At 68.4% G+C, this 20599-nt stretch carries 22 protein-coding genes; 8 read left to right on the top strand and 14 right to left on the bottom strand.

Annotation, left to right across the window (positions count from 1 at the left end; all coding sequences use genetic code 11):
• Positions 1 to 11: 11 nt before the first annotated feature.
• Complete coding sequence (locus tag AC0662_RS13695; protein ID WP_452199008.1) at positions 12 to 542, top strand: hypothetical protein; 531 nt, start codon at positions 12 to 14, stop codon at positions 540 to 542.
• Positions 543 to 655: 113 nt separating this feature from the next.
• On the opposite strand, the gene AC0662_RS13690 is transcribed toward AC0662_RS13695, so the two are convergent.
• Positions 656 to 1549 (bottom strand): mechanosensitive ion channel family protein, encoded by an 894-nt coding sequence (locus tag AC0662_RS13690; RefSeq protein ID WP_452199010.1) that lies wholly within the window; start codon positions 1547 to 1549, stop codon positions 656 to 658.
• Positions 1550 to 1784: 235 nt separating this feature from the next.
• On the opposite strand from AC0662_RS13690, the gene AC0662_RS13685 reads away from it, so the two are divergent.
• The gene (locus AC0662_RS13685; protein ID WP_478300678.1) at positions 1785 to 2240 is read left to right on the top strand and encodes an N-acetyltransferase family protein; all 456 of its coding nucleotides are present in this window, start codon (positions 1785 to 1787) and stop codon (positions 2238 to 2240) included.
• On the opposite strand, the gene AC0662_RS13680 is transcribed toward AC0662_RS13685, so the two are convergent.
• The 4 genes from AC0662_RS13680 to AC0662_RS13665 are packed head-to-tail and all read right to left on the bottom strand — an operon-like array spanning position 2233 to position 5829.
• Positions 2233 to 2430, bottom strand: a complete 198-nt coding sequence (locus tag AC0662_RS13680) for a hypothetical protein (RefSeq protein ID WP_478300676.1) — start codon at positions 2428 to 2430, stop codon at positions 2233 to 2235. The genes AC0662_RS13685 and AC0662_RS13680 overlap by 8 nt on opposite strands.
• 1 nt (position 2431) lies before the next feature.
• Positions 2432 to 3328 (bottom strand): neutral zinc metallopeptidase, encoded by an 897-nt coding sequence (locus AC0662_RS13675; protein WP_478300674.1) that lies wholly within the window; start codon positions 3326 to 3328, stop codon positions 2432 to 2434.
• On the bottom strand, positions 3328 to 4611 hold the full coding sequence (locus tag AC0662_RS13670) for a neutral zinc metallopeptidase (RefSeq protein ID WP_452199018.1): 1284 nt from the start codon (positions 4609 to 4611) through the stop codon (positions 3328 to 3330). Before AC0662_RS13670 ends, AC0662_RS13675 begins: the two co-directional genes overlap by 1 nt.
• Before the next feature lie 18 nt (positions 4612 to 4629).
• Complete coding sequence (locus AC0662_RS13665) at positions 4630 to 5829, bottom strand: neutral zinc metallopeptidase (RefSeq protein ID WP_478300672.1); 1200 nt, start codon at positions 5827 to 5829, stop codon at positions 4630 to 4632.
• A 218-nt stretch (positions 5830 to 6047) separates the two neighbouring features.
• Here AC0662_RS13665 and AC0662_RS13660 point away from each other — a divergent pair, with 218 nt between their 5' ends.
• The 5 genes from AC0662_RS13660 to AC0662_RS13640 all read left to right on the top strand — a co-directional run bounded on the left by AC0662_RS13660 (position 6048) and on the right by AC0662_RS13640 (position 9775).
• The gene (locus tag AC0662_RS13660; protein ID WP_478300670.1) at positions 6048 to 6782 is read left to right on the top strand and encodes a hypothetical protein; all 735 of its coding nucleotides are present in this window, start codon (positions 6048 to 6050) and stop codon (positions 6780 to 6782) included.
• 9 nt (positions 6783 to 6791) lie between these two features.
• Entirely contained in the window at positions 6792 to 7520 is a 729-nt protein-coding gene (locus AC0662_RS13655) for an SAM-dependent methyltransferase (RefSeq protein ID WP_478300668.1), read from the top strand.
• A 21-nt stretch (positions 7521 to 7541) separates the two neighbouring features.
• Complete coding sequence (locus tag AC0662_RS13650) at positions 7542 to 7964, top strand: hypothetical protein (protein ID WP_452199026.1); 423 nt, start codon at positions 7542 to 7544, stop codon at positions 7962 to 7964.
• A gap of 78 nt (positions 7965 to 8042) precedes the next feature.
• Positions 8043 to 8594 carry a TetR/AcrR family transcriptional regulator gene (locus tag AC0662_RS13645; protein WP_478300666.1) on the top strand — a complete coding sequence of 184 codons (552 nt, stop codon included), beginning with the start codon at positions 8043 to 8045 and terminating at the stop codon, positions 8592 to 8594.
• Positions 8594 to 9775, top strand: a complete 1182-nt coding sequence (locus tag AC0662_RS13640; RefSeq protein WP_478300664.1) for an FAD-dependent monooxygenase — start codon at positions 8594 to 8596, stop codon at positions 9773 to 9775. The genes AC0662_RS13645 and AC0662_RS13640 overlap by 1 nt, the downstream gene beginning before the upstream one ends.
• Before the next feature lie 10 nt (positions 9776 to 9785).
• Here AC0662_RS13640 and AC0662_RS13635 read toward each other — a convergent pair whose 3' ends face one another.
• Complete coding sequence (locus AC0662_RS13635; protein WP_478300662.1) at positions 9786 to 10286, bottom strand: class E sortase; 501 nt, start codon at positions 10284 to 10286, stop codon at positions 9786 to 9788.
• 372 nt (positions 10287 to 10658) lie between these two features.
• On the opposite strand from AC0662_RS13635, the gene AC0662_RS13630 reads away from it, so the two are divergent.
• Positions 10659 to 12275, top strand: a complete 1617-nt coding sequence (locus tag AC0662_RS13630) for an alkaline phosphatase D family protein (protein ID WP_452199034.1) — start codon at positions 10659 to 10661, stop codon at positions 12273 to 12275.
• A 97-nt stretch (positions 12276 to 12372) separates the two neighbouring features.
• Here the strand turns inward: AC0662_RS13630 and AC0662_RS13625 are convergent, their stop codons facing one another.
• From AC0662_RS13625 to AC0662_RS13590, 8 genes are all read right to left on the bottom strand, one after another.
• The gene (locus tag AC0662_RS13625) at positions 12373 to 12909 is read right to left on the bottom strand and encodes an MOSC domain-containing protein (RefSeq protein ID WP_478300660.1); all 537 of its coding nucleotides are present in this window, start codon (positions 12907 to 12909) and stop codon (positions 12373 to 12375) included.
• Position 12910: 1 nt separating this feature from the next.
• Positions 12911 to 13660, bottom strand: a complete 750-nt coding sequence (locus tag AC0662_RS13620; protein ID WP_478300658.1) for a phosphotransferase — start codon at positions 13658 to 13660, stop codon at positions 12911 to 12913.
• The gene (locus AC0662_RS13615; RefSeq protein WP_478300656.1) at positions 13641 to 15113 is read right to left on the bottom strand and encodes an arylsulfatase; all 1473 of its coding nucleotides are present in this window, start codon (positions 15111 to 15113) and stop codon (positions 13641 to 13643) included. The genes AC0662_RS13620 and AC0662_RS13615 overlap by 20 nt, the downstream gene beginning before the upstream one ends.
• The gene (locus tag AC0662_RS13610; RefSeq protein WP_478300654.1) at positions 15110 to 16102 is read right to left on the bottom strand and encodes a LacI family DNA-binding transcriptional regulator; all 993 of its coding nucleotides are present in this window, start codon (positions 16100 to 16102) and stop codon (positions 15110 to 15112) included. The genes AC0662_RS13615 and AC0662_RS13610 overlap by 4 nt, the downstream gene beginning before the upstream one ends.
• A gap of 18 nt (positions 16103 to 16120) precedes the next feature.
• Positions 16121 to 16996: a carbohydrate ABC transporter permease gene (locus AC0662_RS13605; RefSeq protein ID WP_452199044.1), complete on the bottom strand. Its 876-nt coding sequence runs from the start codon at positions 16994 to 16996 to the stop codon at positions 16121 to 16123.
• Positions 16993 to 17943 carry an ABC transporter permease gene (locus AC0662_RS13600; protein WP_452199045.1) on the bottom strand — a complete coding sequence of 317 codons (951 nt, stop codon included), beginning with the start codon at positions 17941 to 17943 and terminating at the stop codon, positions 16993 to 16995. The genes AC0662_RS13605 and AC0662_RS13600 overlap by 4 nt, the downstream gene beginning before the upstream one ends.
• A 3-nt stretch (positions 17944 to 17946) precedes the next feature.
• Positions 17947 to 19569, bottom strand: a complete 1623-nt coding sequence (locus tag AC0662_RS13595; protein WP_452199047.1) for a type 2 periplasmic-binding domain-containing protein — start codon at positions 19567 to 19569, stop codon at positions 17947 to 17949.
• A gap of 178 nt (positions 19570 to 19747) precedes the next feature.
• Positions 19748 to 20575, bottom strand: a complete 828-nt coding sequence (locus tag AC0662_RS13590) for an ML domain-containing protein (protein ID WP_452199048.1) — start codon at positions 20573 to 20575, stop codon at positions 19748 to 19750.
• Between the last annotated feature and the right edge of the window lie 24 nt (positions 20576 to 20599).

Below are 20599 nucleotides of genomic sequence, written 5' to 3'. Positions count from 1 at the left end.
ATCATGATTACATGAGTACGCAGACCGAGCAGGAGAAGGTGCGGGGCTGGCTGACCGGGCGGTTGCCAGGCGCCTGGTTCGAGGGTGAGACCGAGCTGTCGATCGACCGGGACGAGATCCTGATCGTCGGCCGGATCCCCGCACCTGAGCAGAACAAGGACGTGAGCGCCGCCGAGCGCTCCGCCGCCGAGGACGGCCGGATCAAGCAGTTCCGCGAGGACACCCGGGAGCACCGGATCGAGATCGCCCGCGAACTCGAGCACGCCACCCGCCGGAAGGTCGCGTGGGGTGTGCGCTGCGGCGAGACCCGCACCGTCTTCACCTCGCTGTCCGCGCCGGTGATGACCCGGCTCCGGCAGCCCGAACGCCAGGTGCTCGACACCCTCGTCGACGCCGGCGTCGCCCGTTCCCGCAGCGACGCACTGGGCTGGTGCGTCAAGCTGGTCGCCCAGCACAGCGAGAGCTGGCTGTCCGACCTCCGCGACGCGATGACCAAAGTAGAAGACGTCCGCCGCGCCGGCCCAGACGCGCCTCAGCAGTAATCCCCAGCGAAGAACACAGCAGGGGAACAGGCGACGGGCGGCAGACCCGATCTGGATCTGCCGCCCGCCTGAGGAGAACTGTCAGCTATTGCGGGACCATCACCTCCAGGTGATTACTGACCGCCTTGCCAGGTGCCGTTCGGCGGGGTTCCGTTGGACCAGTTGCCGGAGCTGTGCGCGGCCGGGTGCTGCTCGGGCTGCGCAGGAGGTGCCGGGGGCTGGGCGGGCGGCTGGTAGCCGTCGCCGTAATTGCCCTGGTAGTTACCTTGGTACTCACCCTGCGTCGGGTACGCCGCCGTACCGTTGGCCGTCCCGTTGGAACCCATCGCATTCGGGTCCGCGACCGGCTTGTTCATGTTCTCGCGGGAGAACAGCGTGGTGAGCGCACGACCGGCCATCTCGCGGCCCCCGAGGCCGAAAGCGAGACCGAGGGCCAGCGCGGCACCCGCCAGCACGATCAGCAGCGTGTTGCCGGTCAGCTGGACGGCGACACCGAGCTGGGTGAGCGCGGCGAAGGCGGCGTACACGAGGATCGCGTACCGGCCGACCTTGGCCAGGGTTTCGTTGCCGGTGGCACCCCGGATGATCGCGGCCAGGAAGTTCGCGAACAGCGCGGCCAGGCAGACGATCACGATGGCGGCGAAGATCCGCGGGATGTAGCCGAGCATGTCGCTCATGAAGTTCGAGATCTCCGGTACGCCGAGCGCGGAGGCGAACATCGTGAAGCTGATCAGGAACACGAACCAGAACACGACCTTGCCCAGCATCGCCGACGCGGTCAGCCCCGTGCCCGACCGTTGCAGCACACCCGAGACCCCGGCTCTGTCCATCCACTGGTCGAAGCCGACCCGGCCGAGCAACTTGCCGACGAGTTTGCCGAGCACCTTGGCGACGAAGTAGCCGACCACCAGGATGACCAGACCGCCGAGCAGGTTCGGGATGAACGACAGCAATTTGCTGAAGGCATCTTCGAACGGCCCGGTGAAGTCGATCGCTAATGCGGACATCGGGGACTTCCTTCCGAAATGGCCCGCATCCGCTGTCGCGCAGCACTGCACACGACCCCGGCACGGGCGGATGCAGTGGTGTCCAGTATGACTCGTACCCTTCGATGCCGGAGGCAAACAGAACTCATCGGCGGGGCGCCCAACGAAAGGTGTTTGCATAAGGCAATCACCGTTCCGGTACGTCGGTCCTTACCCTGCCGACTGAACCGCTTCAGCTGTTTGCGATCCTGACTCCATGAACGATGTCCTGATCCGCCGGGCCACCGCCGACGACGTCGCCGTGATCGTCGCGATGATCGCCGACGACCAGCTCGGCGCGACCCGCGAGTCGGTCGACGACCTGACGCCGTACCTGGCGGCCTTCGAGCAGATCGACGCCGACCCCAACCAGGTGCTGGTGGTTGCCGAACGCAACCAGGAGGTGATCGGCACGCTGCAGCTCACGATCATCCCCGGCCTGTCCCGGCGCGGTTCCACCCGCGGCCTGATCGAGGCCGTCCGGGTCGCCGCCTCCGCCCGCGGCGCCGGCCTCGGCAGCACCCTGGTCCAGTGGGCCGTCGACGAGTCCCGCGCCCGCGGCTGCACCCTCGTCCAGCTCACCTCCGACAAGACCCGCACCGAAGCCCACCGCTTCTACACCCGCCTCGGCTTCGCCAACACCCACGAGGGCTTCAAACTCAAACTCAGCTGACGCTGCCCGCCGGTGCGGCCCAGGTGTTGCACGCGCTCGGACCCTTCGCCCGGAACGCCTGCCGCAACCACCGGTCGAAGGTGACCATGTCCGCGTCGTGCCGGTCGTACCCGATGTGCCCGTAGTGGTCGAGGCGCCAACCGAGCAGTACGGCAAGGAGAACGGCCAGCCCGCGGACCGTACCGCGCACGTCAGCTGACCTTGGTTGCGGGGGCGGTGAAGGTGTTGCAGGTGGCGGGGGTGGTGGAGGTGAAGGCTCGGGTCGACCAGTAGGAGTGGTTCTTGCGGGAGCCGTGGTCGCGGACGGTGCTGTACTCGTCGCCGACGTGCAGGACGATGTAGCGCCACATCTGGAGGCGCAGGCCGGAGATCCGGAAGAGTTTCTTGTTCGCGCCGAGGAACGCCGCGCCGAAGCAGCTCGCCTGCAGTTCCTTGCGTCGCTCGACCTCGAGCTGGCCGGTCTTGTTCTTGCCGCGCAACAGCTCGCCGTACAGCGTGAGGATGCCGACGGACTGCTGGACGTGGTGCCCGTACTCGTGCGCGATGACCTCCTCGAAGTAGATCTGCCTCATCGTCTGGTCCTTGACCTCGAGGAAGTTGTCCCACGCGAAGCAGATCTTCCCGCTCACACCGGAGTAGTAGTAGAACGCGTCGGTGTTCTTGGGCGCGTTCGTGCAGTCCGGCGTCGCCTTGGGGGTGCGCAGGCTGTAGGCGAACACCTCGGGCGGGAACAGGTACGCGTCGGACTTCTGCACCATCGGTCCCCACGCCTTGTCCATGCACGCGATCAGCACCCGCGCGTACGCGACCATCCCGGCCTTCGACCTGAGGTTCGCGCGCGGCAGCGAGCACCGCACCACGGGAACCTTGCCCGCGGCGTACAGCTTGTTGTTGAGGACGCCGCCGGTCAGATCGATCGAGACCGGCGCGGACGGCTTGGTCGACGTCGGCTTCGGTGACGGCTTCGGAGTGGGCGTCACGGACGGCGTCCGCGCCGTGATCGGGCTCAACCGGGCCATCGTCTCGGACTGTCCACAACCAGTGAGGGCGAGTACGGCGACACTCAGCAGCGCCAGCGCGCGACGCATCAACTGACCTTCGCCGGCGCGGCGCTGAACGTGTTGCACATCTTGGGATCCGCCGACGTGAACGCCGGCTCTCCCCAGACCCAGTGGTTCTTCCGGGACCCGTGGTCGCGAATCTTCTTCGGGTTGTACTCGTCGCCGCTGTGCTGGACTTCCCACTGCCACAGCTCCAGCTTCCGGCCGCTCAACCCGAGGGACTTCTTGTTCGCCCCGAGGAACGCCGCGCCGAAACAGCCGGCCTGCAGTTCGAGGCGACGGCTCCACTCGAGCTCCTCGGCCTTCGTCTTGGCCCAGCCCGCACGGGAGTCGGAGGCGGTGAGCATCTCGGTGAGGTTCTGCACGTGGTGCCCGTACTCGTGCGCCATCGTGTCGATCATCCACACGCGCGCGGCGAGCGGCTCGTCCTTGTAGTAGCTGAGGTCCTTCTTCCAGCTGACGTAGATGCTCTCGTCTGCCGGGCAGTAGAACGCCACGTTCATCTCACCGGTGCAGCTCGCGGACGTGTTCTGGCTGGTCTGCAGCACCACCTTCGGCGCGCGGAACGGATAACCGGACTTCTTCAGCACCGGCGCCCACGCCTTGTCCAGGCACGGCACGAGAGCCTTGTAGTACCTGAGGATCGCGGACTGCGAGTCCGGCTTGATGGCCGGCTCCTTGCAGCTGACGGCTGCCACCTTGCCGGACGTGTAGATCGTGTTCTTCTGCAGGCGGACCATGTCCGGGACGCCCTGGACCGTGACCGTGACCGTCGGGTCCGGCGGGATCGGGAGCGGGGCCACGGACTTCTTGACCGACGGCTGCGCGAGCGGGTTGTCGACGCGTTCGCCGTACGAGTTCAGGAGCTTGAAGCCGGCGAAGGTGGCGCCGGTGAGCATCACGAGGACGAGGGCCGAGAGGCCGGCGACGACCTTGCGGGAGTGCTGGCGCGGCGGCTTCACCGGTGGTGGTTCGGACGAGAACTGGGGAGCGGAGCGCGACGGGTTCGAATGCCAGCCGGTCGGGCGGGAACCTCCGAGGCGGCGGGTGCCCGAGAGGGGCGTCAGCGGAGCGGTGGTGAGCGGCGCGACCGGCGGGCCGCTGTAGTCGCTCGTCGTCCCGGGATCGGTCGGCAACGGGCGCGCCTTACGGCGTACCGGGGTTTCCTCGACCGCGATCGATCGTGCCCTGCTCAGGGCGCCGATCCGGCCGCCCGTCAGCGTCAGCGGCTGGGTGCCGGCCTGGGACTCGCCGGTCCCGTCGGGCAGGAAATGCCCGGGCTGCGGCGTGCCCTCCTCGGTGTCAGGCATCGATCGTTCCCGTCTCGCTCAGCTGACCTTGGCGGATGGTGCGACGAAAGTGTTGCAGGCGCCCGGGTTGGTCGTCGCGAAGCCCTGGTTCATCCACAGCGTGAGGCTCTTGCTCGAGCCGTGGTCGCGGACCTTGTCCTTGGTGAACTCGTCGCCGCGGCGGTGGACCAGACCGTTCCACTGCCGCAGCAATTCACCGCGCAGCGGGAAGCTCGTCCGGGCCGCGCCGAAGAACACCGCACCGAAGCAGTACGCCTGCAGCGCCGCGCGCCGCTGCTGCTCGAGCTTGCCGGCCGCGTTCGCCGCGGTGTCGCTGAGGTTGTCGGACGCTTCGGCCATCCCGGTCAGGTTCTGCACGTGGACGCCGTACACGAAGCCGAAGGACTGGGCCATCTCGGCGCGGACCTCGGCCTTGCGCTTCGGGTACTCCTCGACGACGCTCTGCCAGGGCATCGTCGCGCTGCCACCCTGGTCGTCCTGGCAGTACATCGCGAGATCCTTCTGGACGCCGCACGCCGTCTCCTCGCCCTCGTCGAAGACGATCAGCCGCGGCGGCCGGAACTCGAACCCGGCCTTGGTGACGATCGGTTCCCAGGCCTTGTCCAGGCACGCGGTCAGCGCCTCGTAGTACGAGCGCACGTTCTCCTTGGACGTCGGCCGGAACGCGGGCTCCTGGCACGTCACCACCGGCATCTTCCCGGCGGTGTAGATCGCGTTCTTGCCGACGATGTCCGCGTCCGGCGTGCCCTTCCCGACGGGTTGGTTCGTGGTCGCGCCGTCGCTCGGCCGGACCGACGGCGTACCCATCGGGTTCGCGACGAAGTCGTCGTACGACGAGAGCATCTTGACCGCGAACGTCACGCCGCCACCGACCAGCAGCAGGGCCGCGACGACCATCATCACGACCAGGCCCTTGGAGCGCTTCTTCGGGTCGAACGGGATCGGCTCCGGGTGGAACACCTTCCGGTACGCGGCGGCCGCGGCGTCGTCGGCGGGCGGCGGTCCGAGCCGGCTCCCGGACAACGTCGTACGGCGGGAGTCGATCCGGGTCCCGGTCAGCTGTGGCTGCGCGGGCGGCGCGTCGCCACCCAGTCGTGGTGTGGGTGCGGCCAACGGACCGGCACCACCGGCGCGGGCCTGCGGGGCATCCGTCGTCCCCTGCTCACCGTCGCCCCCGGGCAGGAAGTGCCCAGGCTTGGGTGCCGGCTTGTCCGCCATGACTTCGCTTCTTTCCCCAGTACCGGTCGATCGCCGGTCCCACCCGATGCATCAGAACGGCCGGAACACCCCCAGGGCCGGCCGAGGGCTGATATTACGGCCTGGACCGCCACTCCGAGAACCGGATTGCAGCTATTGACATCGTTTCGCGACCGCCCGCGATCGTTGGGTACGGAACGCATCCGGACGGCTACCGCAATCGGTGCCAGTCTGGACAAATGGACCGGATCGAACCCCGCGACGCACTGGCGTTGTGGGACGACTTCCCGATCGACCGCCGGCCCCGGCCGATCGTGCTGATGAGCTTCAGCCGCGGCCCCGGCGGCGCACCGACGCTCGAGGACCGGGCGACGGTACTGCGGCATGCGGCCGTCGAGTCGGACGTGGATCTGCCGCCAGGACTGCTGGAAGCGCTGCAGCCGGATCCGAAACCGCACTGGCATGTCGATCCGGTGCGGGTGCGGTCGGTACGGCGGGTGCACCCGGAGTTCCGTACCGATCGCGGGTACCGGCCACTTCCGGCGTACCGGGTCGAGTTCGTGGGACCGCAGTACCCGCCGGGGAAGGCGCCGAACCCGAAGGCGGAGGGGATCGGGTATCCGGCGATGCATGCGCTCGACGCGGGTCTCGACCTGTGGTGGCCGGGCCGCTTGAGCTCGGACTATCGCGGCGGGCTGAGCGGACTGCCTCCGGCTGTACTGATGGATCGCGGCCGGACTGTGCGGTGGATGGTCCACGGTTCGCCGCCGGAGTACACCGACATGTGGGTGGAGGCCGTCCACGAGTCGCCAGCCGCAGTGCTGCTCGTGCTCGGAAGCAGCCCCCGCCCAGGCGTCACCACGATTCCACTCGTGGCCGTCGGCCGGGTCGTCACCGCGAAGTTGGCCGCCCCCTTGGCCGACCGGGCGCTGTTGCAGCCCGACGGCATCCCCATCGAGGTGGTCCCCGGCTAGCCTGAGCCGATGGTTGAGCTGAAGCACGCGGACTATCCGCGGTCCAACGGGTACGACGCCGAGTGGCTGCTGGCCGGCGACATGGGGCCGAACCCGCTCTGGTTGCTGGAGGATCTCGCGCGGGACCTCGACCCGCGGCCTGGTCTGCGGGTGCTCGACCTGGGCTCGGGCAAGGGGTCCACCGCGGCGTTCCTGGCGAAGGAGTACGGCGTCCAGGTGTGGGCCGCCGATCTGTGGGTCGAGCCGACGGACGCGGCCACCCACATCGGATCCGGCGACGTCGTGACTCTGAAAGCAGAGGCGCACGCGCTGCCGTTCGCCAAGGAGTTCTTCGACGCGATCGTCTGCATCGACGCGTACGAGTACTTCGGCACCGCCGACAACTACCTGGCCTATCTCATCAGCTTCCTCAAGCCCGGCGGGCAGCTCGGTGTCGCGACGCCGGCGATGACCCGGGAGATCCGCGAGCTGGGGTACATCCCGGAGCACATCAAGAAGCTTGTCGGATGGGAGGCGCTCGCCTGGCACACCGCGGACTGGTGGCGGTTCCAGTGGGAGATCACCGAGCTCGTCGACGTCACCGCGGCCCGTCTGCAGCCCCACGGCTGGGCAGACTGGGTCGCCTGGTCGCGTGCGGTCTCGGAGTACCGGGGCGAACGCGACGGCGCGCTGGACATGCTCGAGGCCGACAACGGTCAATACCTGACCTGCGCGGTGCTGTCGGCCCGGAGGCGGTGACTGCCTGGCATGCTTGGGGGCATGAGTTGGGCTGTCTATGCGGTGCGCGGACCAGGAGGCGTACGTCGCCTCGACGACATGCCGGTCGACTACGAACCACCGTCGGTCGGGCTGGTGACCGACGTGGTGGACACGGTGCGGGAGGTGGTGCCGAACGTCGACACGAGCCGGCCGTCCTGGCTGACGTTGCGAAGTCCGGACTACGACGTGGAGATGACCGTCGGCAAGGGTGTCGAGGTCCGCGACATCACCTTCTACCTGAACGACGGCCCGCGGTCGATCCCGATCGTGATGGAGATCAGCCGCCGTCTCGGCGTGACGCCGTACGACACCGAGTCCGGCGACTTCCTCACCGAGGAGTCCCGGCCGCCGGTCCCGCCGCCGATGACCGCGGACGAGATCAAGATGAACAAGCCGAAGTGGTGGAAGTTCGGGCGTAAGTAATCCGGGCGCGGTTGCCCCGGCTGCTGGCACGTCCTAGAATCAGGGCGATCGTACAGAACGATCGTCCTGGAGGATGAGATGGCACCGACGGCGAGTCATGGGCAGGAGGTGCGCGGCCGGCTGCTGGCCGCGGCCGCCGAGCTGATCCCCGAGCGCGGTTGGTCCGCGGTGAGTACCCGGATCCTGGCCGACCGCGCCGGTGTCACGGCGAGCGTCGTGCACTACCATTTCTCGTCCGTGCAGGACGTGCTGACCGAGTCCGCGATCACCGCGATGCGCCAGGTCCTCGCCGCGACCGACGAACTGTTCACCGCCGCGACGACACCGACCGCCGCGATCGACGCGCTACATGCCTCCGTCGAGCAGTACGACGGGACCGACCCGACCTCGCTGCTCTTCACCGAGACCTACCTGGCCGCGACCCGCGACGAGCACCTCCGCGCCGAGATCGCCACGCTGGTCGCCGACTTCCGCACTCGCGTGGCCGACTGGCTGGCGATCCACCAGGTCGCCGAGCCGGCCGCGACCGCCGCCGTCCTCGCGGCGACCCTCGACGGCCTGCTCCTGCACCGGAGCCTGGGCCCCGAATCCCCTGCCCTGAAGACCGTTCTCCGAAGGTTGGTGAGTTGATGCACGCGATCATCTGCGGCGCCGGAATCGCCGGTCTCGCCCTGGCGAACCGCCTGTCGACACTCGGCCAGGACGTCACCGTCCTCGAACGCAGCCCCGGCCCGCGCGGCCAGGGCTACATGATCGACTTCTTCGGCCCCGGGTACGACGCGATGCGGGCGATGGGACTGTTACCGGCCCTCGAAGCGGTCGCGTACAACGTGATCGAGGCCGCCCTCGTCGACGAGCACGGACGACGGCAGGCGGGGATCAACATCCGCCAGTTCGCCGAGGGTGAGCTGCTCAGCGTCATGCGCCCCGACCTCGAACAGGTCCTCCGCGAACACCTCCCGACGGCCGTCGACCTGCGGTACGGCGCGACGCTCGCCACGGTCACGCCGCGCGCGGACGGCGTACGGGTGGAGCTCGCGGACGGGTCGACGGTTGACGGGGATCTGCTGATCGGAGCCGATGGCATCCATTCCGCCGTACGCCGGTCCGTGTTCGGGCCGGAGGCGTCGTACCTGCGGTATCTGGGGTTTCACACCGCGGCGTTCAGTTTCGACGCGCCGGAGATCCATGACGAGGTGGGTGGACGGTTCTGTCTGACCGACACGATCGGCAGCCAGTTCGGGTTCTACGCGTTGCGCGACGGGCGGGTCGCGGCGTTCGCGGTACACCGGTCGGCAGATCCCGCGGTGCCTGCTGATCTCCGCGGCGCGATGCGATCGGCGTACTCAGGGCTCGGGTGGGTGGTGCCCAAGGCGCTGGCGTCGTGTCCGGACGAGGACCAGATCTACTACGACCAGGTCGCGCAGATCGTGATGCCGCGCTGGAGCTCGGGTCGGGTCGTGCTCGTCGGTGACGCCTGCGGAGCGGTGTCCTTGCTCGCCGGGCAGGGTGCGTCGCTCGGGATCGCCGGCGCCTTCGTGCTCGCGGAGAAAGTGGTGAACTCGACGTCGATCGAGGACGGGCTCGCAGAGTACGAGCAGGTCTGGCGGCCGGTGGTCGAGGAGAAACAGAAGACCGGCCGGTCGGCAGCACGCTGGTTCCTGCCGGGCTCGCGCGCCGAACTCGTCGCACGCCGGCTGTTGCTGCGAGTGCTCCGCGCGCCGGTGCTGCGCAGTCTGCTGCCCGCTGCGCTGGCGGGAAAGCCGACCACGTTGATCCGGGAGTTCGCGGATAGCTCGCCAGTCGGCTGATGTGCAGGCGTCACGACGAACGGGTGGCGGTCAGCGTGCCGATCTTGTTGATGCGGTGTTCGGGGTTGCCGAGGTCGTCGTGCCAGTAGTTCCCGGCCGCGTGGTCCTCGATGGTGGCGCACGTGGAGATGGTGATCATCGCCCGGGTCGGCGTCACTCCCGGGCGGCCGGGTACGGCGGCGTTCTGTTGCGCCTTCTCGGTCGGCTTCCGGAACGAGATCCGCATCGTCCGGGTCACCACGTAGTCGTAGACGGTCCCGCCTACGGAGATCAGGATGTGGTCGCCGTCGCGTAGGTCGGGGACGCCCTCGAGCGGACGACCGTGACTGACGCGGTGGCCGGTCACGATGAAGTTCCCGATCTCGCCCGGCCCCACACCACCGGCAGGGCCGCGCGGGCTGGCGGCGACGCCGCGGTTCTGGATCCGGGTGCCGGGCCGGTCGTCCGCGGTGCCCTGGTAGGCGACGACGAGCAGATTCCGGACGCCGATCGCAGGAATCGACAGTCGCACCGGGCCGGACGCGGCCGGCGTCCGACCCGACCGCGACGGACTCGAAGGCTGGGAACTCGGAGGCGCGGGACTCGAAGGCTGGGGACTTGAAGGCGCTGAGGCCTGGGGAACCGGGCGGGACTGGATGGGGTTGACCGTGCGTGGCGGCGCCGGATCGCTGGACGGCGCGAGGTCGTTGCACCCGACCAGCACCGCCAGCGCCACGAACGCGCCCACCAGCCTCACCCTCCCAAGGTAGGCCGTGTCGACTGCTCCGGTCTGCGCTTCCGGGCGGTCGCGGAAGCGCAACTCGCGAGTCGGCTGAGCAGTGTTCGCCTGCGGGTCGCACGGTGTTGACCTGCCTGCCGGAGCTGCTTTGACAGCTTCGGAGTTATGACCCCGCCCAGCACTCCCCAGCAACCGTCCAACCAGCAACCGTCCACCGAGCTGACCCGCCGCGGTCTGCTCACGATCGGCGGCCTCGGCGCCGCGGCCGCCCTGGCCGGCGGCGAACTCGCGAAGCCGTCGACGGCCAACGCCGTCCCGCCGCAGTTCGACCACCCGTTCCAGCTCGGAGTCGCGTCCGGAGACCCGCTCCCGGACGGCTTCGTGATCTGGACCCGGCTGGCCCCGGAGCCGCTCGCCACCGACGGCCTCGGTGGCATGCCACCGCAGGCGTTCGGCGTCCGCTACGAGATCGCCGAGGACGAGCGGTTCCGCCGGATCGTCCGCCGCGGCGCCGTCGAGGCGAAGCCCGAGTCAGCGCACTCGGTGCACGTCGAGGTCGGTGGCCTCGCCCCGGGCCGCGAGTACTTCTACCGCTTCCGCGTCGCGACGGCGATCAGCCCCGTCGGCCGGACAAAGACCGCACCGCCGTACGCCGCCTCACCGTCGCGACTGCGGCTCGCGGTGACGAGCTGCCAGAACTACCCCGCCGGGTACTTCGTGGCGTACCGGGACATCGTCGCCTCGGACCTGGACCTGGTCGTGCACCTCGGCGACTACATCTACGAAGGCGCGGGCGCCGACGCGTCGCTCGGCCGGGCGCATGCACCCGCGGTCGAGTTGATGACGTTGACCGACTACCGCATCCGGCACAGCCAGTACAAGACGGACCCGCTGCTGCAGGCGGCTCACGGTCATCTGCCGTTCCTCGTCGTACCGGATGACCACGAGGTGAAGAACAACTACGCGGACGACTCCGCGGCCGGCCAGTCCGGTGCTGTGTTCCTGGCGCGGCGCGCGGCGGCGTACCAGGCGTACTACGAGAACATGCCGCTGCGGCGCTCGTCGTTGCCGGTCGGCCCGGACATCCAGCTGTTCCGGCGGGTCCGGTACGGCGGCCTTGCGCAGTTCCACCTGCTCGACACCCGGCAGTACCGCTCCAAGCAGTCGACGTGGACCGCGGGTACGGCCGTCGGTGGGTACTCGCCCGGCGCGCTCGATCCGGACCGGACGATCCTGGGTGACGCCCAGGAGCAGTGGTTGCAGCAGGGGCTCGGTGCGTCGACCGCGCGCTGGAACATTCTCGGCAACCAGACGAAGTTCGCGCCGTACGACCGGAAGGTGGGTCCGGGGCTGGACTACTCGGGGCAGGACAACTGGGGCGAGGGCTATGTTGCCGACCGCAACCAGTTGATGAGTTTCATCGCCGACCACCGGCCGTCCAACCCGATCGTCATCACCGGTGACGCGCACCGGAACTGGGTCTTCGACCTCAAGGCCGACTTCGCGAACCCGGAGTCCGAGACGCTCGCCACGGAGTACCTCGGGACGTCGATCACGAGTGGTGGGGACAGCACGCCGAGCACCGTCTACGGGCCGACCGCCGACAACCCGCACCTGAAGTTCCAGAACAACCAGCGCGGTTACATCCGCGTCGACGTCACCCCGGACCGCTGGCAGGCCGAGTTCCGCGTCTCCACCACCGTCCGCACCCCCGACGCCGCACTCTCCACCCTCGCCACCTTCGTCACCGAGAACGGCAAACCGGGCGCCCACCGGGTCTGAGTGTCGGCAGCTCGACAGGAGGTCTCCGCCAATAGATAGTGCACCTGAGCCTGCGCGTACACCGTCCCACGGGTGCACTACCTGTCGAGCTGCCGCGTTAGTCCAAGAGGGTGAGGTTGGCGGGGCCTAACTGGAGGGTGCCGGAGGTCAGTGGGGTCGAGCGGATGCCGCCGTGGCCCCGCAGGGCCTTCATCGCGCCGGGGGCGAGGACCTGGTCCATCCAGGCGCAGGGGTTGGCCGGGCGGTTGGCCTGGAAGGTGACGGGGCCGGCGCCCGTGTCGAGGGTGAAGCGGCGGCCCTCGACGCGGGTGCCGTCCGCGGCGCGGTGGGCGGCGAGTTCGTCGATCGGAAAGCCGCGGAGGGTGATGTTGCGGCGAGTGAGGTGTGGGTCAAGTGGCGTGGACAGGCCAAGGACGCGGACGACCTCGTCGAGCGAGGCGGCGTCGATCAGCGTGACGGCGGCGTTCTTGTGGACGGCCTGCCCGTAGTACCGGTCGCCGACGATGCCGAGGTCGGCGCGGATCTCCACCGAGGTCCGCGCAACCGACTCCGGGTCGGGCCGCGGCCCGTCTTGCGGGCGGCCCTCGAAGGCATGCTGCGGGGAGACGGCGAGTGCGACGATCTCGACCTGCATGTCAGCCCCAGGTGAGCGGGTCGAGGAGACGGAAGAAGTGCAGCCGCCGCGGATCCGGATCGGGTACGCCGTACGCGTCGAGGAACGGTGCCGGGTCCGCGGACCACTCGTCGTGGAGCTGGATCGTGGTGAGCGCGAGGTCGGCGTACCGATCGGCGACGCCGAGGCGGCCGAGGTCGATCATGCCGGTCACCTCGAGCGTGTCGGGGTCGAAGAACACGTTCGGCAGACAGGCGTCCCCGTGGCAGACGACCGGCTCCAGGACGCTCTCGACGTACGGGCGCTCGGCGTTCACCTGGTCGAGTAGTTCGGACGGCTGCAACCGCCGCCACTCGTCGGTGAGGAAGTCGGGGTTCACCGCGCCCCGCCGTACGACGTCGGTCGCGGCCGCGATCACCTCGTCCAGGGGACGCTCGAACGGGCAGTCGGTGAGGGCATGCAGCTCGCGAAGGACGGCACCCAGGCTCCGCATCGCCCGCTGATGTGCGGCCGGCGGAAGCGTGTCACCTGGCACACCGGGAACCGCCGAGGTCAGCAGACAAGCACCCGACGGCGACTCGGTCCAGTCCAGGACAGTTGCTCCCGGCAACCCGGTGCCGGCGAGCCAGGTGATCCGGTCGCGCTCCGCGGCGAGGTCCGGTACGCCGGACGGGCCGCAGCACTTGGCGAAGACGTCTCCACGGCGGTAGACAGACGTGTCGGACTCACCGACGTCGATGAGTGTCCAGTCGTCAGACGGCGGCGCGTGCAACGCGTTCCCTTGTGTGGTTGAGGATCGCGGTCACCGGTCGGCCGGTGACCAACTTGCCGTCAGCAACGAACCCTTCCTCCCGGCCGGTCAGGTCCTGGATCAGCCGTTCCCGCCAAAGGTCCCGCAGCTCGGGCCGCGACTCGACAAGATTGTGCAGCTCCCCCGGATCCGCCTCGAGATCGAACAGCTGCTCCACGCCGAGCGCGGAGCCCCATACGTACTTCGTCTTCCCGTCCGTCACCCACTGCACCGACTGCTCGAAGATCACATGCTCCCCGTGCAACCACTCCCGCACCGGAACGGACGAGCCCCGCAGGAACGGCGCCAGCGAACAGCCGTCCACCGTCGACGGGATCGGTACGCCGGCAAGATCGAGGAGCGTCGGCATCACGTCCCGGAGCTCGACCACCTGGTCCACCACACCGCCCCGCGTAGCGTCGGACGCCGACGCCCGGTCCGCGACGATGAACGGCACCCGGGCGGACCCTTCGTACGGCAGCGCCTTCCGGAACATCCGGTGGTCACCCATCATCTCGCCATGGTCGGACGTGAACGCGATGATCGTGTCGTCGTACACGCCGAAGTCGACGAGCGCCTCACGGATCCGGTTGATCTGCAGGTCGATCTGCGCCATCAGCCCGTAGTACCCGGCCCGCGCCCGGTGCACGACGTGATCCGGCAGGTCCCCGATCAGCGCCTGGTAGTCGCCGTCCCGCCGGAACTCGTCCCAGTCGCTCTCCCAGTCCCCCAGCTCACGCTGGTACGGAGGCAGCGCGTTGTACCGGTCGTACGCCCACGCCGGCGGGTCGTACGGCGGATGCGGCCGGTGGAACGACAAATAGAGAAAGAACGGTTTCGTCGGGTCCCGCCGGTACAGCCAGTCGATCGTCTGCGTACCGACCCAGTGCGTCGGGTGCACCTCCTCGGCCTTGTCCCACGGGCGGGCGACGACCGAGTTGCAGTTCACGCCGTGGTCGAAGTACTCCGCGTCCGGCGACACCCCAGGCTGTCGCCGTAGCCAGGGCACGTAGTCGTCGAAGAACCCGAACTGCTGCCGATGCGCCCGCCGCGAGTGATGCAGGTACCCGTCGTGCAGGATCACGTCGTCGAACCCGAGCCGCGCCCGCTCCGGCCAGACGTGCATCTTCCCGATCGCCTGCGTGTGATACCCGGCCTTCTTGAACTCCCCCTGCACTGTCACCGGGTGCGCGGCCTCGAACGGTACGCCGTCGACGTACCCGACCCGTCCGTGGCGTTCCTGCGACTGCCCGGTGAACAACGCGACCCGGGCCGGCACACACGTCGGCGTCGCGGAGTACCCACTGCTGAACCGCACCCCCGCCCGCGCCAACTCGTCCAGATGCGGCGTCTCGACGTACGGATGACCGGCGCACGACAGCGCATCACCCCGCCACTCGTCGACACAGATCAGAACCACATTGGGTTGACTCAAGAAGACTCCCGGACGATCAGTTGCCAGGGGAAGTCGAACACTTCGCCGGGCGCGCCTTCGCGCTCGGTGAGCCGTCCGACGATGATGTTCGACAGCGCCTCGTTGAACCCGACCGGCCCGACGGTCGACAACGACGGATCCAGCCGCTCGCCCTCGGGCGTGTTCCCCACGCCGACGATCGCCAGATCCCGGGGTACGTCGATCCGCAGCCGGTGCGCCGCCCGAACAGCGGCGATCGCGGCGAAGTCCGTGGTGCAGTAGAGCGCGGTCGGCCGCTCGGGCCGGGACAGCAACGCCATCGCGGCCCGGTAGGCGCCCTCGGGGTGCTGTTCGAAGACCTCGATGTCGTCGCTGCGGATCGGCTGACCGGCCGCGCGCAACGTGTTCGCATACGCGTCGAAGCGCGCGAACCCGGTGGTCCGCGAGGTGAGGGCGCCGACCCGGTCGTGGTGCTCGAGCAGGTGCTCGACCGCGAGATGGCAGCGCGGCTCGGCACCGGACCGGATCACGTCGAAACCACGCGGTTCGAGGGTCTCGCTGAACGCCACGATCTGCACGCCCTGCGCCGCGAACGTCTCCAGCTCCGCGACCTGCTCCGGCTCCGCCGTGACGCTGTCGATGAAGATCACGTCCGGCGTCCGGTTGGTCAGCACCGTCCGCCAGTCGCCGTCCGCCACGATCAGGGCCGTCTTGCCGAGCGGGCTCACCGCCGTACTGACGGTGGCCGCGACTGCCTGCGACCACGGGTCCGCGAGCACGCTCAGCGAGAGCAGGACCAGGTCGGACTTGCCGGTCCGGATCGCGCGGGCCGCGTCGTTCCGCCGGTAGCCCAGGCGGGACGCGGCCTCGCGGACCCGGTCCGCGGTCGAGTCCTTGATCGTGTGGCTGCGGTGCCGTCCGGACAGCACGTACGACACGGTCGCGACCGAGACGCCGGCCTCTTTCGCCACCATCCGCAGCGTCGGCCGCTCGGCCAAAGGTGAGGACATGAGACCGATTCTTACAGATCAGCCCTTGACCGCACCGGTGATGACGCCCTTGGTGAAGTGCCTTTGCAGGAACGGGTACACCATGGCGATCGGCACCAGCGCGACGACCACGACGGCCATCTGCAGGGATTGCGGCTGCGGCGGCGGGTGCACGCCGAGCTGGTCCGCGGACAGCGACTTGCCCTGCAGGACATAGGTCCGCAGGATCACCTGGACCGGCCATTTCGACGTGTCGTTCAGGTAGAGCAGCGCGTTGAAGAACGCGTTCCAGAACCCGACCGCGTAGAACAGCCCGACCACCGCGATCACCGCCTTCGACAGCGGCATGATGATTTGCCGGAGGATGGTGAAATCGCTCGCGCCGTCGATCCGCGCGCTTTCCAGCAGTTCACCCGGCACATTCATGAAGAACGTGCGCAGTACGACGAAATTGAACGCGCCCAGTGCGCCCGGGAGGATCAGGGACCACAGGCTGTCGAGCAGCCCGAGCTGCTTCACCACCAGGAACATCGGGATGATCCCGGGCGCGAACAACAGGGTGAACAGCACCATCAGCAGCACCGGCCGGCCGAACAGCACCGGCCGCGAGGTCGCGTAGGCCAGCGAGATCGTGACGGCCAGCGCGATCGCCGTACCGACGAGGGTCACGAAGACGCTGACCAGGATCGCGCGGCCCATCAGACCACCGCTGAACAAGGTCTGGTACGCCTTGAACGTCGGGTGCGACGGCCACAACACGTACCCGCCGGCGTCGATGATGTCCTTGTCGCTGGCCAGCGACGTGGAGATCACCACCAGGATCGGGATCACGATCGCCAGCGCGAAACCGCCCAGGACGACGGCCTTGATCGCCTGGTAGCCAGGCGACGGATTCTCTTTCCACACAGGTCTCATGAGCGCCTCTGGAAGATTCCCGGCTCACCGAGCCGATGAGCGAGCGAGTTCGCACCCCACAGCAGCAACGCACCGACCACGCCCTTCGCGAGCCCGGCCGCCGCCCCGCTGCTCCAGTCGCCACCGACCACGCCCGCGTAGTACGTGAAGGTGTCCAGTACTTCGGCCGCACCCGGACCGACCGAGTCGCGCTGCAGGATGAACTGCTCGAACCCGACGCTCAGGATGTCGCCGATCCGCAGGATCAGCAGCAGCACGATGACCGTCCGCAGGGACGGCAGCGTGATGTGCCACAGCCGCCGCCAGCGCCCGGCGCCGTCCGCCGCGGCCGCCTCGTAGAGCGAGACGTCCACGGTGGTCAGCGCCGCGAGGAAGATGATCATCGCCCAGCCGGCGTCCTTCCAGATCAGCTGCGCGACGACGAGCAGCGGGAAGGTGCTGGGGTTGGTCATGAACGGGATCGCGTCCAGCCCGGCCTGCCGGAGCAGGTTGTTGACGAACCCGGCGCCGCCCAGCGACTGCTGGAACAGCGTCACGACCAGCACCCAGGACAGGAAGTGCGGCAGGTACGCGATCGTCTGGAACCAGCGCCGGATCCGGTTGCTGATCAGCGAATCGACGATCAGCGCCAGCCCGATCGGTACCGGGAAGAACAGCACCAGCTGGACGACGGCCAGCAGCAACGTGTTCCGCAACGCGTCCCAGAAGTCCGGGTTGGCGTAGAGGTTGACGAAGTTCTGCAGGCCGTTCCACTCGCTGTGCATGATGCCCAGGAACGGCTGGAAATCCTGGAACGCGACGACGTTCCCGAGCACCGGCAGGTAGAAGAACACCAGCAGGAACAGCACCCCGGGAATCATCAGCAGCACCATCTGCCAGTCCCGGCGCCACTTCACCGCGAACGGCAGCCCGACTTTCACCCGCTGGGTCGATGACTTCTTCAGCATCGATCAGGACCCGGTGACCGGAACGCTCGACGGCAGCACGGCCGCGAACTCGTCACGCATCTTGTCGCCGCCGCCGGACTTCCAGCGCTTCAGCGCGGCGTCGTACGCGTCGATCTTCTGCCGCCCGGTGACGATGTCGACGATCGTGTCCCGGAATGCCGCGGTGAGCTTCGGGCCGACCTTGCTGCTGGTGTCGGAGTACGTGCCCGCGGTCGGGTTCCGCATCGCGAACTTCAGCAGCTGCTGCTCGGTCGCGTAGATCTTCTTGGTGTCCTCGGGGTACGCCGGGTTGAAGATCACGCTCTCCGGGGAGTTCATGATCTGCAGCGCACTGACCAGACCGGGCGCCTGCTGGTTGCCGGCCTTGGTCAGCACCGGGTTCTTGTTCGCGTCCAGCTGGTACTGCTGGCCCTCGACGCCGAAGTTCTTCACCAGGTACTCCTTGGTGCCGAAGGGCGCGGACAGGTAGTCCATCAGCGCCAGCAGCTCGCGGATCCGGCCCTCGTCGGTCTTCTTGAACGGCGTGAACCCGACGGTGCCGTAGCCCATGTCGTAGACCGGCTTCGCCTTGCCGTCGTGGCCGAACGGGATCATCGTGTCGACGAACAGCGTCGGGTCCAGGTTGCGGAAGTCGGCGGTCGCCCGCGGACCGACCGTGACCTGCGCGGCGATCTGGCCGTTCACGGTCTTCGGGGTCGCGTCGGCCAGGTTCAGGTCCGGGTAGAAGACCTTGGCCGCCCAGAGCTTGGCGGCGTACTCGACGGCCGCCTTGTAGTTGTCGGTCTCGTACAGGTGGGTGAGCGAGCGGTCCTGGTTCACCCGCCAGGAGTTCGGGGCGCCGAACCACTCGCCGAACATGTGCAGCATGTTGATGATCGCCGGCTCGAGCGCGTAGTTCGTACCGTTGCTGAGCTCCTTGCACTTGGCGAAGAACTCGTCCGCGGTGGTGCACTGCAGACCGCCGACCTTCGCCCAGGTCTTCGGGTTGCCCATCATCACCTGGCCGAACGGCGTCGACGGGATCGGGGCGCCCCAGATCTTCCCGTTCACCACCGCGGTCCGCCAGGAGGCCGGCTTCAGCGCGGCGAGGTTCGGGTACTCCAGCACCGCGTCGCCGGACAGGTACTTGGTCAGGTCCTGGAACTTGGCCTCGAGCATCGGGCCGATGTTCGGGATGCCCTGGTTCGGCGGCAGCCACATCAGGTCCGGCAGCGAGTCGCTGGCCAGCAGCGTGGCGAACTTCTCCGGGTACCCCGGGTCGGTGCCGATCGTCAGCTTCAGCTCACCGCCGAGCGCCTGGTTCAGCGCCTGCCACATCGGGTTGCTGCCCATCGGCGGCGGGGGCGTCGCGAAGGTCTCGGTCAGCGCGGTCACCGCGGACTTCAGCGGCGGCGCCTTGACGCTCGCCACCGCGTCCGCCGGGAACTTCAGGAAGCCGGGCTCCAAGCCGGACTCCGCGCCCGCCAGGTCCGGGTGCAGGCCCTCGAACGGCTTGTACGTCGGGAGCTTGAGCTCGCCCGACGCCTTCGCACCGCCACCGGATGCACCGCCGTCACCGCAGGCCGCCAGCGTGGAGGTGGCAATCGCCGCACCGGTGACCTGCAAGAACCGTCGCCGACTGATCATAGTTGCTCCAAGTTTCGAAGAAGTGCTCACTAACACTCACTTAAACGTTAACCGGGACCGTAAACCCCACCCACCCCTGGATGCAAGGTGCAAGCACAAACGAGCCGGCGGCCGCAGGTGGAGAACCTGCGGCCGCCGGCCGTCGTGCAGTTTCAGGTCGTGCAGCTTCAGCGAGTCGTCAGCAGCGCACCATCAGCCCGGTGCGGGCCGTGCACGTCTTCGTCGCCTTGTCGTTCGCCGCTGCCGGGTCGTCCGGCGAGCTCGCGGTCCGCTGCGCCGTCGCGGTCAGCGTGCCGCTCGTGAACAGCGACGTGTTCACGGTCACCGTGCGGGTCACGCTCGCCCCACTGGCCAGCGAGGCGAAGTCGCAGTTCACCGACCGTGTGGTGCCGACCCTGGTACAGGTCGAGGCGGAGTACGACGTCGCCGGCGAGAAGGTCCCGACCACCCGGACCCCGGTCGCCGGTGCCGGCCCGTTGTTCGTCACGGTGATCGTGTACGTGATCCGCGCCGTCCCGACCATCTTGACCGCGGCGGTCATGCCCACCGCGATGTCGGCGGGCACCGGTGGCGGCGGGTCGGCGATCGTCAGCGTCGGTCCGTCGAAGGTTTCGAACGCGTAGTTCTCCCCGATGAACTGGTGCTGCACCGTGTACGTTCCGAGCGGTGCGTCGGCCTTGACCCGGAAGGTGAAGGTCACCGTCCTGGACTCGCCCGGCGCGACGTCGCCGACACCGCCACGCACGCTGGTGCCGAGCGTGTCACACGCGGTGGCCTCCGGGCAGGACAGCAGGTCGACCATCGCCGGCAGGTTCCCGTCCTTGACGTACAGGCCGGCCTTTCCGCCCGTGATCGTGAAGTCGCGGTCGTTGTACACGGTCTGCTTGATCGTGAACGTCTGTCCCCGCTCGACCGAGGCCGGGTTGACCTCGATCGAACTGGTCGGCGGAGCCGCTCCGGCGCTGGTCCCCACCGCTACCAAAGTCGCGCCGGCGACGGCCGTCACCAGCGCAGCACGAAGTAACTTCCA

This window comes from Kribbella sp. NPDC043289, assembly GCF_056436705.1.
The sequence above is the reverse complement of the archived record's forward strand: the minus strand, read 5'-3'. Positions and strand labels throughout refer to the sequence as shown.

What these genes read in the sequence shown, in the direction of transcription:
- AC0662_RS13650 (WP_452199026.1), top strand. Translation starts at nt 7,542, where the DNA reads ATGAGTTGGGCTGTCTATGCGGTGCGCGGACCAGGAGGCGTACGTCGC.
- AC0662_RS13605 (WP_452199044.1), bottom strand. Translation starts at nt 16,996, where the DNA reads ATGAGACCTGTGTGGAAAGAGAATCCGTCGCCTGGCTACCAGGCGATC.
- AC0662_RS13630 (WP_452199034.1), top strand. Translation starts at nt 10,659, where the DNA reads ATGACCCCGCCCAGCACTCCCCAGCAACCGTCCAACCAGCAACCGTCC.
- AC0662_RS13670 (WP_452199018.1), bottom strand. Translation starts at nt 4,611, where the DNA reads ATGCCTGACACCGAGGAGGGCACGCCGCAGCCCGGGCATTTCCTGCCC.
- AC0662_RS13655 (WP_478300668.1), top strand. Translation starts at nt 6,792, where the DNA reads ATGGTTGAGCTGAAGCACGCGGACTATCCGCGGTCCAACGGGTACGAC.
- AC0662_RS13625 (WP_478300660.1), bottom strand. Translation starts at nt 12,909, where the DNA reads ATGCAGGTCGAGATCGTCGCACTCGCCGTCTCCCCGCAGCATGCCTTC.
- AC0662_RS13690 (WP_452199010.1), bottom strand. Translation starts at nt 1,549, where the DNA reads ATGTCCGCATTAGCGATCGACTTCACCGGGCCGTTCGAAGATGCCTTC.
- AC0662_RS13665 (WP_478300672.1), bottom strand. Translation starts at nt 5,829, where the DNA reads ATGGCGGACAAGCCGGCACCCAAGCCTGGGCACTTCCTGCCCGGGGGC.
- AC0662_RS13645 (WP_478300666.1), top strand. Translation starts at nt 8,043, where the DNA reads ATGGCACCGACGGCGAGTCATGGGCAGGAGGTGCGCGGCCGGCTGCTG.
- AC0662_RS13595 (WP_452199047.1), bottom strand. Translation starts at nt 19,569, where the DNA reads ATGATCAGTCGGCGACGGTTCTTGCAGGTCACCGGTGCGGCGATTGCC.
- AC0662_RS13640 (WP_478300664.1), top strand. Translation starts at nt 8,594, where the DNA reads ATGCACGCGATCATCTGCGGCGCCGGAATCGCCGGTCTCGCCCTGGCG.
- AC0662_RS13610 (WP_478300654.1), bottom strand. Translation starts at nt 16,102, where the DNA reads ATGTCCTCACCTTTGGCCGAGCGGCCGACGCTGCGGATGGTGGCGAAA.
- AC0662_RS13695 (WP_452199008.1), top strand. Translation starts at nt 12, where the DNA reads ATGAGTACGCAGACCGAGCAGGAGAAGGTGCGGGGCTGGCTGACCGGG.
- AC0662_RS13685 (WP_478300678.1), top strand. Translation starts at nt 1,785, where the DNA reads ATGAACGATGTCCTGATCCGCCGGGCCACCGCCGACGACGTCGCCGTG.
- AC0662_RS13600 (WP_452199045.1), bottom strand. Translation starts at nt 17,943, where the DNA reads ATGCTGAAGAAGTCATCGACCCAGCGGGTGAAAGTCGGGCTGCCGTTC.
- AC0662_RS13675 (WP_478300674.1), bottom strand. Translation starts at nt 3,328, where the DNA reads ATGCGTCGCGCGCTGGCGCTGCTGAGTGTCGCCGTACTCGCCCTCACT.
- AC0662_RS13660 (WP_478300670.1), top strand. Translation starts at nt 6,048, where the DNA reads ATGGACCGGATCGAACCCCGCGACGCACTGGCGTTGTGGGACGACTTC.